12 protein-coding genes and 2 pseudogenes are annotated in these 14,754 nt (G+C 43.4%); 12 read left to right on the forward strand and 2 right to left on the reverse strand.

The genetic code is table 11. The features are described from left to right. The first annotated feature begins 168 nt into the window (after positions 1-168). The 7 genes from PluTT01m_RS19935 (at position 169) to PluTT01m_RS19965 (ending at position 7,578) form a co-directional block, all read left to right on the forward strand. A complete protein-coding gene (locus tag PluTT01m_RS19935) occupies positions 169-930 on the forward strand; it encodes a nucleoside-specific channel-forming Tsx family protein (RefSeq protein ID WP_011148013.1) in 762 nt (253 codons plus the stop codon). Positions 931-1,279: 349 nt separating this feature from the next. Beyond that, positions 1,280-2,215 (forward strand): cytochrome o ubiquinol oxidase subunit II, encoded by a 936-nt coding sequence (cyoA, locus tag PluTT01m_RS19940; RefSeq protein ID WP_011148014.1) that lies wholly within the window; start codon positions 1,280-1,282, stop codon positions 2,213-2,215. 4 nt (positions 2,216-2,219) lie between these two features. Next, positions 2,220-4,211 carry a cytochrome o ubiquinol oxidase subunit I gene (gene cyoB, locus PluTT01m_RS19945; protein ID WP_011148015.1) on the forward strand — a complete coding sequence of 664 codons (1,992 nt, stop codon included), beginning with the start codon at positions 2,220-2,222 and terminating at the stop codon, positions 4,209-4,211. Further along, positions 4,201-4,815 (forward strand): cytochrome o ubiquinol oxidase subunit III, encoded by a 615-nt coding sequence (locus PluTT01m_RS19950; protein ID WP_011148016.1) that lies wholly within the window; start codon positions 4,201-4,203, stop codon positions 4,813-4,815. Before cyoB ends, PluTT01m_RS19950 begins: the two co-directional genes overlap by 11 nt. Then, positions 4,815-5,147 carry a cytochrome o ubiquinol oxidase subunit IV gene (locus PluTT01m_RS19955; protein WP_011148017.1) on the forward strand — a complete coding sequence of 111 codons (333 nt, stop codon included), beginning with the start codon at positions 4,815-4,817 and terminating at the stop codon, positions 5,145-5,147. The genes PluTT01m_RS19950 and PluTT01m_RS19955 overlap by 1 nt, the downstream gene beginning before the upstream one ends. Positions 5,148-5,159: 12 nt before the next feature. Then, the gene (gene cyoE, locus PluTT01m_RS19960; RefSeq protein ID WP_011148018.1) at positions 5,160-6,044 is read left to right on the forward strand and encodes a heme o synthase; all 885 of its coding nucleotides are present in this window, start codon (positions 5,160-5,162) and stop codon (positions 6,042-6,044) included. A gap of 154 nt (positions 6,045-6,198) precedes the next feature. Beyond that, positions 6,199-7,578, forward strand: coding sequence for an MFS transporter (locus PluTT01m_RS19965; protein WP_011148019.1), 1,380 nt, complete (start codon positions 6,199-6,201; stop codon positions 7,576-7,578). 123 nt (positions 7,579-7,701) lie between these two features. Here PluTT01m_RS19965 and PluTT01m_RS19970 read toward each other — a convergent pair whose 3' ends face one another. After that, positions 7,702-8,193 carry a YajQ family cyclic di-GMP-binding protein gene (locus PluTT01m_RS19970; RefSeq protein WP_011148020.1) on the reverse strand — a complete coding sequence of 164 codons (492 nt, stop codon included), beginning with the start codon at positions 8,191-8,193 and terminating at the stop codon, positions 7,702-7,704. Positions 8,194-8,328: 135 nt separating this feature from the next. Between PluTT01m_RS19970 and panE the strand changes: the two are divergent. Together panE and PluTT01m_RS19980 are read left to right on the forward strand one after the other, a co-directional pair. Beyond that, positions 8,329-9,241 (forward strand): annotated as a pseudogene (panE, locus tag PluTT01m_RS19975) (2-dehydropantoate 2-reductase). Further along, positions 9,204-9,365: pseudogene (locus PluTT01m_RS19980) on the forward strand (DJ-1/PfpI family protein); the annotation flags it as partial. The pseudogenes panE and PluTT01m_RS19980, both read left to right, overlap by 38 nt. Positions 9,366-9,417: 52 nt before the next feature. On the opposite strand, the gene thiI reads toward PluTT01m_RS19980, so the two are convergent. Next, entirely contained in the window at positions 9,418-10,866 is a 1,449-nt protein-coding gene (gene thiI, locus PluTT01m_RS19985) for a tRNA uracil 4-sulfurtransferase ThiI (protein WP_011148022.1), read from the reverse strand. Between the two features lie 199 nt (positions 10,867-11,065). On the opposite strand from thiI, the gene xseB reads away from it, so the two are divergent. The 3 genes from xseB (at position 11,066) to dxs (ending at position 14,194) form a co-directional block, all read left to right on the forward strand. Beyond that, positions 11,066-11,344: an exodeoxyribonuclease VII small subunit gene (gene xseB / locus PluTT01m_RS19990; protein WP_011148023.1), complete on the forward strand. Its 279-nt coding sequence runs from the start codon at positions 11,066-11,068 to the stop codon at positions 11,342-11,344. A gap of 4 nt (positions 11,345-11,348) precedes the next feature. Further along, positions 11,349-12,266, forward strand: a complete 918-nt coding sequence (gene ispA / locus PluTT01m_RS19995) for a (2E,6E)-farnesyl diphosphate synthase (protein ID WP_011148024.1) — start codon at positions 11,349-11,351, stop codon at positions 12,264-12,266. A gap of 62 nt (positions 12,267-12,328) precedes the next feature. Continuing rightward, positions 12,329-14,194, forward strand: a complete 1,866-nt coding sequence (dxs, locus tag PluTT01m_RS20000; RefSeq protein ID WP_011148025.1) for a 1-deoxy-D-xylulose-5-phosphate synthase — start codon at positions 12,329-12,331, stop codon at positions 14,192-14,194. Positions 14,195-14,754 lie beyond the last annotated feature (560 nt).

A 14,754-nucleotide genomic window follows, 5' to 3' on the forward strand; every position in this document is an offset into this window, starting at 1 on the left:
TGATAGCGATCACACTTCAAATAGTCATTTGCCCAAAAGTGCTATTTTCGAGTAATTATTTGATTGTTCAATATTCATATCCGCGTAGAATCAGACTACCATTTTAAGGGTTATTTAATATAGCTTTGAAACCCAAAACCTCTTTTCATGGATGCGTTAGAGAAATTTATGAGAACAACCATTCTGGCTACTGCTTTATTCACCACCGTCTCAGTTCCAGCTTATGCTGAATATCAAGGGGGCTTTGCTAATATCAGCATGAACTACCTCGACTGGACTAGCCATACCACACACAAGTCAGGGCAAACCTCTCATAAAGACGACTTTGCCTACTTAGAACTGGAAGGCGGAGCCGGATTTAACTGGGGTGAACTATACGGGTTCTTTGATCTGGAAAATGCTTTCAACAATCAGCATGCTGAACCAGGGGATAACCAAAGATACACTTTTAAAACAACCGGTCGCTTTTATCTGGCTGATACAGGTTTCAATCTCTATGGTCATGTTTATGGTACTTATTCGCTCCCAGGTACAGCACATGGCGGGAACTTCCATGAGGTAAATACCCTCTATGGTATTGGCTACAACACTGATTTCGCTGGTGTCTGGTTCAAACCGTTTGTGGCGCTGCACTATGTTGACCAAACTTTCTACTCCGGTAATAACGGCTATGTCGTTGGTTGGGTTGCGGGTTACGACTTTCAACTCTGGGAAGAAAAATTCAGCATAACTAACTGGAATGAAATAGAACTTAATCGAAATGAACGCTACGGCAACGGTGGACGGAATGGTACCAATGGTGCAATAGCGTTATGGTGGACACCTCACCAATCCTTCACAACTGGCATTCAATATCGATATGCCGATCATAAATTGGGTGAAGACTTCTGGCAGGATGGGATTGTTTACACTATCAAATATAATTTCTAATTATTGATTTTAATTGTGAGCTATCAAAAGTGGCTCACAATTAATTTAATTCTTAAATAAAATGGCCGCAGTGGAAATTTTTAAAGCAAATTTTTATATTTTTTTCCTCTTCGCTAAAAAATATAAAATAACTTTAGTATAAATTCGTATTTCCGCCCTATTTCGTTACAATTAAATAACCTTTTCAAGCTAACTTCTGATTAATCCTCCACTTGCATGTGATCCCATCGACATAAAGGGTAACAACCCCTCAACTAACTATTACAAATGTTTACACTCCAGTAGCCTTACCGTAGAATGCCCGCACTGATGAAACGACAATAGAGCTTTTGTTATTTGGAGTCGTTAGATGAGACTTATGAAATACAATAAAGGTATTGGGATATTATCAATACTCGCAGCTACTCTTGTGCTGAGTGGCTGCGATATGGTATTGATGAATCCTAAAGGCGCCATCGGCGCTGAACAAAAAACGCTGATACTCACGGCTATCGGCCTGATGCTGATCATCGTTATTCCGGTAATCATCATGGCATTCACCTTTGCCCTGCGTTACCGCGAAGCCAACAGAAGTGCTACCTATCGCCCTAACTGGGCACACTCAAATAAAATTGAGCTGGTAGTATGGACCGTTCCTATCATTATCATTATTATTTTAGCAACCATTACTTGGAAAACAACCCACGAGCTTGACCCATATAAGCCACTGGTCAGTGATGAAAAACCAGTGACTATTGAAGTTATCTCTCTTGATTGGAAATGGCTATTCGTTTACCCGGAGCAAGGTATCGCTACAGTTAACGAAATTGCTTTCCCTTCCGGGGTTCCTATTAACTTCAAAATCACCTCTGATTCTGTGATGAACTCATTCTTCATCCCACAGTTAGGTGGTCAAATCTATGCAATGGCTGGTATGCAGACTAAACTTCACTTAATTGCCGATGAACCTGGCACTTATAAAGGTTTGTCCAGCAGCTATAGTGGCCACGGCTTCTCCGGCATGAAATTTACTGCTACCGCTACCGCAGATCGTGAAGGTTTTGAACAATGGGTTCAAAAAGTGAAAGCCTCTCCCAAGACCTTGGATACCATGCAGGCATTTAACGAGTTAGCTAAACAAAGCCAGAACCATCCGGTTGAATACTTCTCAAGCGTTAAGCCTAACCTGTATCAAGACATTATTGCCAAATTTATGGGCAACATGAATATGCATGGCGGCCACGGTACAACGACAGGTCATAACATGAATATGAGCGAAACTGCTCATGCCGGAGTTGAGGAATAAAGTAATGTTGGGAAAATTAACACTTGATGCAATCCCATTGCATGAGCCCATTGTCATGGTCACTCTTGCTGGGATTCTCTTCGCAGGGCTCGCGATTGTCGGAGCCCTGACCTATTTCCGTAAATGGAAATGGCTGTGGAGCGAGTGGTTAACCAGCGTTGACCACAAGAAAATCGGTATTATGTACATTATCGTGGCGCTGGTCATGATGCTCCGTGGTTTTGCCGATGCCATCATGATGCGTGGTCAGCAGGCTGTCGCCTCTGCGGGTGAAGCAGGTTTCCTGCCACCGCATCACTATGACCAGATCTTTACCGCCCACGGCGTCATCATGATTTTCTTCATGGCGACACCTTTTGTTGTCGGCCTGATGAACATCGTGGTTCCACTACAGATCGGCGCTCGTGACGTGGCATTCCCATTCCTGAACTCACTGAGCTTCTGGTTTTTCGTCGTTGGCGTTGCACTGATTAACATCTCTCTGGGTATAGGTGAATTCGCTCAAACTGGCTGGTTAGCTTATCCTCCACTCTCAGGTATAGAATATAGCCCAAGCGTTGGGGTCGATTATTGGATATGGAGTCTTCAGATATCCGGTATCGGTACCTTGCTGACTGGCGTTAACTTCTTTGCGACGATCCTGCGTATGCGTGCTCCTGGCATGTCCATGATGAAAATGCCTGTATTCTCTTGGGCAGCGCTCTGTACTAACGTACTAATCATCGCCGCATTCCCGATTCTGACAGTTACCATTGCCCTGCTAACTTTTGACCGTTACATGGGTACCCATTTCTTCACCAATGATATGGGCGGTAACATGATGATGTATATCAACCTGATATGGGCTTGGGGTCACCCTGAAGTTTATATTCTGGTGTTGCCAGTCTTTGGTGTTTTCTCTGAAGTGACTGCAACGTTCTCGAAAAAACGGCTGTTTGGCTATACATCTCTGGTATGGGCAACCATTGCCATCACCGTACTATCGTTTATCGTATGGCTGCATCACTTCTTTACGATGGGCTCCGGGGCGAACGTTAACGCCTTCTTCGGCATAGCCACCATGATTATCTCAATTCCGACAGGCGTTAAGATCTTCAACTGGCTGTTCACGATGTATCGAGGCCGTATTGAGTATAAAACACCGATGTTGTGGACCGTTGGCTTCATCGTCACCTTCTCTATCGGTGGTATGACTGGCGTTCTGCTGGCAGTTCCAGGTGCAAACTTCGTTCTGCATAACAGCTTATTCCTGATCGCACACTTCCATAACGTGATCATCGGTGGTGTTGTCTTCGGTTGTTTCGCTGGTACTGCTTACTGGTTCCCGAAAGCTTTTGGTTTCACACTGAATGAAAAATGGGGTATCCGCGCATTCTGGTTCTGGATCACCGGCTTCTTTATCGCCTTTATGCCAGTTTACGCGCTCGGATTTATGGGGATGACCCGTCGTATTAGCCAAGATATCAACCCTGAATTCCATAATCTGCTGGTCGTCTCCGCGATTGGTGTTGCACTGATTGCCGTTGGTATCCTGTGTCAGGTCATCCAATTCTACGTTAGTATCCGTGACCGTGACCAAAACCGTGACCTGACCGGTGACCCGTGGGGCGGACGTACTCTGGAGTGGGCAACATCTTCTCCACCACCGTTTTATAACTTTGCTGACGTTCCACATGTTCAAACCCGTGATGCATGGTGGGATATGAAAGAAAAAGGCACTGCTTATAAACGTCCTGCTAAGTATGAAGAAATTCATATGCCTAAAAATGCCGGTGCGGGTGTAATTATTGCTGGCTTTACCTTGCTGTTTGGTTTCGCCATGATTTGGCATATCTGGTGGCTGGCTATCGCAAGCTTCGCAGGCATGATTATCACTTGGATTGCAAAAAGCTTTGATGAAGATGTTGATTACTACGTACCCGTTGCTGAAGTTGAGCAAATTGAGAATCAGCACCATGAACAAATTAGCAAGGCAGGTCTGAACCATGTCAACTGAAACTATGACTAACCACAATCATGCCCACGAGCATCACGGGCACCACGATGCGGGAGCCACTAAAGTATTCGGTTTCTGGATCTACTTGATGAGTGACTGTATTTTGTTCGCATGTCTGTTTGCGACTTATGCAGTACTCGTTAACGGAACCGCGGGCGGTCCATCTGGCAAAGAGATTTTCGGCCTCTCTTTTGTATTGGTTGAAACTTTCCTACTGTTATTCAGTAGTATCACTTATGGCTTTGCCATGTTAGGAATGAACAAAGGAAAAATCGGCCAGGTTAACGCCTGGCTCGGTATGACTTTCCTGTTCGGCCTTGGCTTCGTAGCGATGGAATTGTACGAATTCCATCACCTGATTGTTGACGGCCACGGCCCTGACCGCAGTGCGTTCTTGTCCGGATTCTTCGCATTGGTTGCTACTCACGGTATCCACGTTACCTGTGGTCTGGTCTGGATTATTATCATGATAATCCAAGTAACCCGCCGCGGTTTAACTGATGTCAATAAAACCCGTCTGAACTGCCTGAGCTTGTTCTGGCACTTCTTGGATGTGGTATGGATCTGTGTATTTACCGTTGTTTATCTGTTAGGAGCTATGTAATGAGTCATTCTGATACCGCTCATACTGGAGCTAGCCACGGTAGCCTGAAGTCTTATCTGATAGGCTTCGTTCTTTCGGTGATACTGACAGTGATTCCGTTCTGGATGGTAATGGATGGTTCTGCCTCCCATACGACTATCCTGACAACAGTAGTTGCTCTGGCTGTGGTGCAGATTATTGTTCATTTTATCTACTTCCTGCACATGAACACTTCGTCAGAAGAGCGCTGGAACTTAGTAGCATTGCTGTTCACCATTTTAATTATCGGTATTGTTGTTGTTGGCTCACTATGGATTATGTACAACCTCAACATTAATATGATGGTTGATTAAAGAGCTGCATATATGATTAAGCAATACCTGCAAGTAACTAAACCAGGAATTATTTTCGGCAATTTAATTTCTGTGATCGGTGGTTTTCTACTCGCCTCGAAAGGGGTGATTGATTACCCTTTGTTCATCTCGACTCTGCTCGGCGTTTCATTAGTCGTGGCTTCTGGTTGTGTATTTAACAACTACATTGACCGTGACATCGATCGGATCATGGAAAGAACAAAAAACCGTGTCCTTGTAAAAGGACTTATTGATCCGAAAATCAGCCTGATTTACGCATCAATACTGGGTATTGCTGGCATAGTGCTGCTCTATGCAGCAGCCAATGCTTTAGCAATGCAATTAGCGATTATCGGTTTTGTCGTCTATGTAGGGGTTTACAGCCTCTATATGAAAAGGAAATCTGTTTATGGCACGTTGATCGGCAGTTTGTCCGGTGCTGCACCTCCGGTTATCGGTTATTGTGCAGTAACTGGTCAGTTTGATACGGGCGCGTTGATCCTGTTACTGATTTTCAGCCTGTGGCAAATGCCGCACTCCTATGCCATTGCTATTTTTCGTTTCAAAGATTACCAGGCAGCCAATATTCCTGTACTGCCCGTCATTAAAGGCATATCTGTGGCGAAGAACCACATTATCCTTTATATCCTGGCATTTATGATTGCAACCCTTATGTTAGCCATCAGCGGTTACGCCGGTTACAAATATTTGGTTGTTGCAGCAGCAGTGAGCGTCTGGTGGCTAGGAATGGCATTATCCGGTTACAAAACTGATAATGACCGCATTTGGGCTCGTAAATTATTTATATTTTCCATTGTGGCAATCACTTCCCTGAGTGTCATGATGTCTATTGACCCGCATGTGCCCTCAGAAGCCTTCCTAACTTACGTCCGGTAATTTTTCCTGATGGCAGTGGCAATACTCCTCTGCCATCAGTTCTCTCATCCTAATTTCCCTCTCCTTAATACTTCAATATTATTAATTCAATTAACTATTTACCCCTTATTGAAAACCTATCTACAATGACGCATCAAAATATTTCGAGGTAATCATGAACGATAATAAAATGACGCCACTTGAGCTTCGGGCGACATGGGGCCTAGGTTCAGTTTTTTCTCTGCGAATGCTAGGTATGTTCATGGTTCTTCCTGTATTAACAACCTACGGCCTTCATCTAAAAGATGCCACCGAAACACTTATTGGCATCGCTATTGGCATTTATGGTTTAACCCAAGCCATTTTCCAAATTCCAGTTGGCCTGCTTTCCGACAAAATTGGCCGTAAGCCCTTAATTATTGGCGGATTATTGCTATTCGTCCTTGGCAGTATTATTGCTGCTCTCAGTGATTCCATCTGGGGCATAATCATTGGGCGAGCGTTACAAGGCGCTGGAGCGATATCTGCTGCAATTATGGCGCTACTTTCTGATTTAACCCGTGAACAAAATCGAACTAAAGCGATGGCTTTTATTGGCATTAGCTTCGGAATAACTTTCGCCATAGCCATTGTACTTGGCCCAATCCTTACGAATGCTATTGGATTAAATGGCCTATTTTGGGGAATTACCATTCTGGCCGGTAGTGCCATTCTGATAACACTATTGGCTGTTCCTTCCACAGATAAACACATGCTTAACCGTGAATCAGGCATTGTTCGTCACAGTTTCAGTAAGGTTCTGGCTGATAGCCAGTTGCTGAAACTTAACTTTGGCATTCTCAGTTTGCACACTTTGCTAATGGCAAGTTTTGTCGCCCTTCCTCTGGTGATGCAACAAGCAGGGCTCCCTACCCAGCAACATTGGAAGGTTTACCTGATCACTATGCTAGTTTCATTCTTATCTGTTTTACCTTTCATTATTTACGCAGAAAAAAAACGCCGCATGAAACAAGTGTTTTCACTGTGTATCACGATGCTGCTGATTGCTGAAATTGTATTGTGGGCGGCGGGACATCACTTATGGATGATTTTTATCGGCATACAAATTTTCTTTATTGCTTTCAATGTAATGGAAGCTATCTTGCCATCACTCATCAGTAAAGAAGCACCAGCGGGTTATAAAGGTACAGCAATGGGTATCTATTCCACCAGCCAATTTTTAGGTGTCGCTTTAGGGGGTGGCCTCGGTGGTTGGTTATATGAATTAAAAGGAGCACCGCTGGTATTTGCAGCAGGTATCGTTCTGACAATCATTTGGTTCATTATCAGCACAACAATGAAACAACCTCCTTATGTCAGCAGTATCAGAATTTCTCTACCAGAAAATATCGTCAATAAGGCATTGCTGGAACAAAAAATTCTTGTTCAGCCCGGCGTTTGCGACGTCGTTATTGTTCCGGAGGAGCATAGTGCCTACATAAAAGTAGATACTAAGCTGATAAGCAGAGCACAACTTGAACAATTGATAGCTAATAATAATGACACGATAGATTAAGTATCAAACCAGATAACCCCTACTCGCTCCGATTCGACATTAAGGTAAATTGGGAGTGGGACTCCTGGTCAGGAATATCCCACTCCACATTAGGCTAGATATATCAATCCATTAGGCGGAAAATCAATCCCGGAAATTAGTAAACTGGAATGGCTGTCCCAGCTCTGCGCCACGAACTAATGCCATAACACTTTGCAAATCATCACGAGCTTTACCTGTCACTCGCACTTGCTCACCCTGAATCTGTGCCTGTACTTTCAGCTTACTATCCTTAATCAGCTTCACGATCTTTTTCGCCGTAGGGGTATCAATCCCCTGCTTCAAAGTCGCGTCAACGCTGTAAGTCTTACCACTGTGCAACATATCATCAGGGATATTCAATGCAGCACCATCGATACCACGTTTAGCCAACTTTTCACGCATGATATCAACCAACTGATTTACCTGAAAATCTGACTCACTGGCAATCTTGATAGATTCACTTTTTTCATTTAATTCGAAACTGGCGTTGACATTACGGAAATCCCAACGGCTAGTAAGCTCGCGCTGCGCATTTTCTACCGCATTGCGAACTTCATGCATATCAATTTCTGAAACAATATCGAAAGATGGCATTATCCATGACCTCCTGATAATCAATAAGTTGGCATGATAACCGCTTTCCATTGTCAGCAAAAGCTCTATACTCAGATTCGCGGGATCTTATCATTTCTATCCATTACCATAATAGCGTCTCTCCCGGAGGATTATATGAAGATAACCGTTCTTGGCTGTGGCGCTATAGGAAAACTGTGGCTAGCAGCATTATCACAACAAAAACATCAAGTACAAGGTTGGCTAAAAAGTTCCCGATCTTATTTATCTGTTCATATTGACGAAATGAATGGGGAAATATTCAACCAACCAATCCCAACTAATAACAGCGACCATCTTACCAACAGCGAATTACTGATTGTCTGTCTGAAAGCATGGCAAGTTGCTGATGCAGTGAATAATTTACTCCCCAAACTTTCACCTAATTGTCCAATCTTATTACTACACAATGGCATGGGCACCCAAGAAGAACTATTATCAGCGCCTAATCCAATACTGCTTGGCGTCACAACGCATGGCGCATATCAGGATGACCAACAGGTTTATCATACCGCTTCCGGGCTAACCTATATTGGTTCAGCAACATCAAATGCAACTGGGCTTAGCTCTCTGGCTAATGTATTACACCAATCTTTGCCAGATGTTGCATGGCATAATGAAATTCTCTCTATTAGTTGGCTGAAACTTGCCGCTAACTGTGTCGTAAACCCGCTGACTGCGCTTTATGAATGCCAAAATGGAGATCTGCTTCGCTACCCAGAACAAGTGAATATTTTGTGCGAAGAAATTATTCAGGTTATGCAACGAGAAAACATCCATACCACTATCGACAACCTGATTTCCTATGTCTACGATGTGATTAAACTTACAGCAAAAAACTACTCATCCATGTTGCAAGATGTCCGCGCAAAGCGTCGCACTGAAATTGACTATATCACCGGTTATTTATTACGCCAAGCCCGGGCACATGGTCTGGCAGCCCCTGAAAATACCCGTATCTATAACCTAGTAAAACATAAGGAAAGATGATTATGAACCCTTCAGCACTCATCTGCCTGACTCACGGTAGTGAAGAAACAGAAGCCGTTACAACTATTGATTTACTGGTACGCGCTGGCATCAGTGTTACGATTGCCAGCACCGCCAGTGATGGAGAATTGGTTTTAACTTGCTCCAGAGGTGTGAAACTGGTTATACGATTCGGGGTTCACGTAATAGGAACCCCGAAACATAGAATTGAAACAATTAAGGCCGATAAACTTTCACGTTATCAAAACCCTGTTCAGATAAATAAAGTGCCTGCAAACGGCTCATTACTCCACGTTCACAATAGAGCAGATAAGTCTTCTCCTTTGGCAAATCACCAAACTGGCTGCTCAACTTATAGAATGGCAATGATTTGATTTCCACACCATTCAACTGTAATGGCCGATCATCTTGCTCATCAGGTGAACGAATATCCAATAACACATCCGTTGGAGCGAACGCTGTCACTGTTTCAATTTCAACCACTTGCTCACTGCTTTGTTCTGCGATCTGACGAATATCAACATTCTGAGCTTCACTGACAACTTTTTCCAAAATATTAAAATCGAAATTCGCTTCTTCTGCTTCAATTTTAGCTTTAACGGCTTTTACTGTCGGGCTTTTTGAAATAACACCACAGAATTCAGGCATTGTACGAGCAAAATCCTCAGTGCCTATTTCACGTGCCAACCTGATAATGTGTTCTTTATCATGAGAAATCAGTGGCCGCAGAATCAACGTATCCGATGCATTATCAATCAAGCGCAAATTAGTGAGTGTCTGGCTGGAAACCTGTCCCAAAGCCTCACCGGTAACAATCGCCTGCACGCCATAACGCTCTGCAACTTTAGATGCCGCTCTTACCATCATCCGTTTAAGCACCACCCCCATTTGACCATCATCAACTTTTTCCAAAATTTCAGCGACAACAGGTTCAAAATCCACAGCAACGAAACGAACTTTATGGGAACTGCCAAAACGATTCCAAAGATAATGAGCAACCTGTTTCACACCAATTTCATGAGCAGAACCGCCAAGATTGAAGAAACAATAGTGAACACGACAGCCACGGCGCATTAGCATATAGCTGGAAACACCGGAATCAAAACCTCCCGAAATTAGAGACAATACATCTTCCTGCGTTCCGATAGGAAAACCACCAATCCCCTCATAGCGGGCTTTTACCAGAATCAACACATCTTGATCAATTTCCAGATTAACAGTCACATCAGGATGATTGAGTTTTACTTTTGCAGATTCAATATGCTGGTTTAAACCACCACCAACATAGCGTTCTACTTCATTAGAAGTAAATTGATGTTTACCTCGGCGCTTTACCCGCACGCAAAATGTCTTATTGTGGAGCAATTCTCCATAAGCCTCATAAGCTTGTTCAAAGATATGATGCATATCACGAAATTCACGCTCTTCTACTTGCAGAATATGGTGGATCCCGGGAATACGTGTCAGCGCATCACAAATTTGAACGCCAAGGTTTTCATCTTTAGTGCGAACTTCGATATTATCCCAATGGCGAACCACGGCAATATTATCTCCTAACGTTTTCAGCACATTGCGAATATTACTCGCGAGAATTTTAATAAAGCGCAAACGAACAGTTTGGCTCTTGATCGTGATTTCAGGGAATAATTTAATAATAAACTTCATAGTGAGTTATAGTAGTAGTTAGGCATTTTGATAAATAAAACTGATGGTATGTTTTGGTTGTCAAATCAAGCCGCGAAGTATAACACTATCTCGTGGTATAGCGCGTAAAAAACACAAAACCAGTTAAGGATTTGTTTGCACCAGCGTAATAGGATAGTCTGCAACTCTCAGGCGAACTCTGTATAAATAGTAAAAAATTATGCCAAAGAAAAATGCAATATCAGAAAGTACAAACAGTACGCCAGAAACTGCACCAGCAATGACATTTGAAAGCTCATTAAAAGAGCTGGAACAGATTGTCGCCCGGTTGGAATCAGGTGAACTGGCACTGGAAGAAGCCCTAAGCAAGTTTGAGCGTGGTATCCAATTAGCCCGCCAAGGGCAACAAACTTTGCAACAAGCAGAACAACGAGTACAAATTCTGCTTAACGACGACACCCAATCGCCACTGAGTCATTTCTCCCCGGATACTGAATAAGCCTATGTCTGAACAAAATTCAACCCAATTTAAAGAACAGCTTAAAATCTGTCAACAACGAGTCAATAACGTTCTGATAAGCACACTATCTTCAGTGGCATTTGCAAACAACCCACTAGTTCATGCAATGCAACATGGTACTTTACTCGGTGGTAAACGCCTGCGCCCATTTTTAGTTTATGCCGTTGGTGAAATGTTTGGATTATCCGCAAATAATCTGGATGCTCCAGCAGCAGCCGTTGAATGTATCCACGCCTTTTCATTAATTCATGACGATTTACCGGCGATGGATAACGATGATTTACGCCGTGGACAACCAACCTGCCACATAAAATTTGGTGAAGCTCACGCGATTCTAGCGGGAGATGCATTACAGGCTCTGGCGTTTGAAATCCTATCTAAAAGAGAAATGCCGGATGTTACAACAGCAGATCGCCTTGAAATGGTTGCTGAATTGGCAACCGCCAGTGGTATAGCCGGTATGTGTGGTGGCCAAGCCCTAGACTTGGCCGCTGAAGGCAGACACATTGATCTCCATATGCTGGAACAAATTCATCGCCATAAAACAGGTGCGCTTATTCGTTGCGCCGTCAGAATGGGCGCATATGGTGCAGGCCAAAGTGGGCATGACGCCCTGCCTGAATTGGATCAATATGCCCAAGCGATTGGTCTCGCATTCCAAGTTCAGGACGATATTCTTGATGTCATTGGCGATACCGAAATGATAGGAAAACGTCAAGGCAGTGACCAACAGCTAGGAAAAAGCACTTACCCCGCATTACTAGGGTTAGAACAAGCACAGAAAAAAGCATACGAACTGTATCAAGAAGCCTTAAAAGCTTTGAATAAACTGGAAGATAAATCCTATAACACAACAATGCTGCGCGCACTTGCCAGCTTTATTATTGAACGTAATAACTAAGGTCTGCCGGTAAATCTACCTGCTGGCAGCGCTATTAATAAACACTTCTTAACGAGCATCAAATGAGCATTGATATAGCCAAATACCCCACATTGGCATTAGCGGAAAATCCTGAAGAACTTCGTATGTTGCCAAAAGAGAGCCTGCCGAAGTTATGCGATGAACTTCGGCAATTCCTGCTAAACAGTGTCAGTCGCTCCAGTGGTCATTTTGCCTCCGGTCTTGGTACTGTTGAGCTGACTGTAGCATTACATTACGTCTATAAAACGCCTTTCGATAAATTGGTATGGGATGTTGGCCATCAGGCTTATCCTCACAAAATCCTGACAGGACGTCGAGATCGCATTGATACGATTCGTCAAAAAAATGGTCTTCATCCTTTCCCGTGGCGAGATGAAAGTGAATATGACACCTTATGTGTTGGGCACTCATCGACCTCTATCAGCGCTGGATTAGGTATGGCAATTGCTGCTCAACGCGAAGGCAAAGGCCGCCGTACAGTTTGTGTTATCGGTGATGGTGCGATAACAGCGGGGATGGCTTTCGAAGCGATGAACCACGCCGGGGATATCGACCCGGATATATTAGTCATTCTTAATGACAACGAAATGTCTATCTCGGAGAACGTTGGTGCATTAAATAACCATCTAGCCCAACTTCTTTCCGGAAAACTCTACACCACATTGCGAGAAGGCGGGAAAAAAGTCTTTTCCAATCTACCACCGATTAAAGAACTACTGAAAAAAACTGAAGAACATATCAAAGGCATGGTTGTTCCTGGCACTCTGTTTGAAGAATTAGGTTTTAATTACATTGGTCCCATCGACGGACATGATGTACTGACATTGACTCAAACACTGAAAAATATGCGTGAGTTGAAAGGGCCACAGCTACTGCACATCATGACCAAAAAGGGTCGTGGCTATGCACCTGCCGAAAAAGATCCCATCAGCTGGCATGCGGTACCTAAATTTGATCCGACCACTGGCGCATTACCTAAAAGTTCAGACAACCGCCCTACTTTCTCCAAAATCTTTGGAGATTGGTTATGTGAAGAGGCCGCTAACGATAAAAAATTGATGGCAATTACACCCGCCATGCGTGAAGGCTCTGGTATGGTGCGTTTCTCCCGAGAATATCCTGATCAATACTTTGATGTCGCCATTGCAGAACAACATGCCGTGACTTTCGCCGCTGGTTTGGCAATTGGTGGTTACAGGCCGATTGTTGCTATCTATTCAACATTTCTCCAACGTGCTTATGACCAGGTTATCCATGATATCGCCATTCAGAATCTACCTGTTTTATTTGCAATAGATCGCGGCGGTATCGTAGGTGCTGATGGTCAGACACATCAAGGTGCCTTTGATCTTTCATTCCTTCGTTGCATCCCCAACATGGTCATTATGGCACCAAGCGATGAGAACGAATGCCGCCAAATGCTACATACCGGCTATCATTATCAGCAAGGTCCAGTAGCCGTACGTTATCCACGAGGAACCGGAACGGGAGCAGAACCCCAACCATTTGAACAATTGCCAATTGGTAAAGGTGTTATTCGCCGTCAGGGTAATAAGGTAGCGATCCTAAACTTTGGTACTCTGTTACCCGATGCAATAACAGCAGCAGAGTCACTGGATGCAACTGTTGTTGATATGCGTTTTGTCAAACCACTGGATAAAGAATTAATATTAGACATGGCCGATAACCATGATTTATTGGTCACACTGGAAGAAAATGCCATTATGGGCGGTGCCGGAAGTGGCGTTAATGAATTACTAATGCAGAAAGGCCGCCTGGTACAAATTCTGAATATTGGCTTGCCTGATCAATTTGTGCCACAAGGTAGTCAGGAAGAAATCAAAGCGGATTTAGGGCTTGATGCCGCCGGTATTCAAAATAGTATCAATAAAAGGCTATTTTCCTGAGTGTATAGGGATAATAGGATATTTATCCTATTATCCTCAATGTGTGGATTTACAGATTAATCACGTATAATGATTTGAGTTAAAATCGCCAGCAGTCTACACCCCCTACTCTGACGCCTACGTTAGGAAATATTAGTGATAATCTGTCGAATTGTTCCATTATTGGAATTGTAATTAAATAATCTATAAACCGATTGGTTTGCTGTAGTTAATTTTAGTGAGCGGGAATTGCTATAGCTATTATCCCAAATAATCGAGACTAACGCTGAACAAGTATTATATAGGTAAAGTTTGTCAGGTTTCATGTAAAGCCGCAACGCATAGCGAAGCGGCTTTTTTTAGGATTATAGTAGGAAGTGCCTCAAATTAGATGATATGTATTTCCGCATTCTTCTCTATAAAAAGGCACCATTTTCAGAATCAAGTAACGATGCTTACCAAAGTACTCTACACAAACCCAGCAATCCAGTGCAGCCGACTTCTGATATTTCGTGCAGTCGTCTTCTGAAAATGACAAAATCGATAGGGGTCATGACCGTGCCAAAAACGTTCGTATTTGA

The sequence above is a fragment of the Photorhabdus laumondii subsp. laumondii genome (genome assembly GCF_003343245.1).
Classification (GTDB): Bacteria; Pseudomonadota; Gammaproteobacteria; order Enterobacterales; family Enterobacteriaceae; genus Photorhabdus; species Photorhabdus laumondii.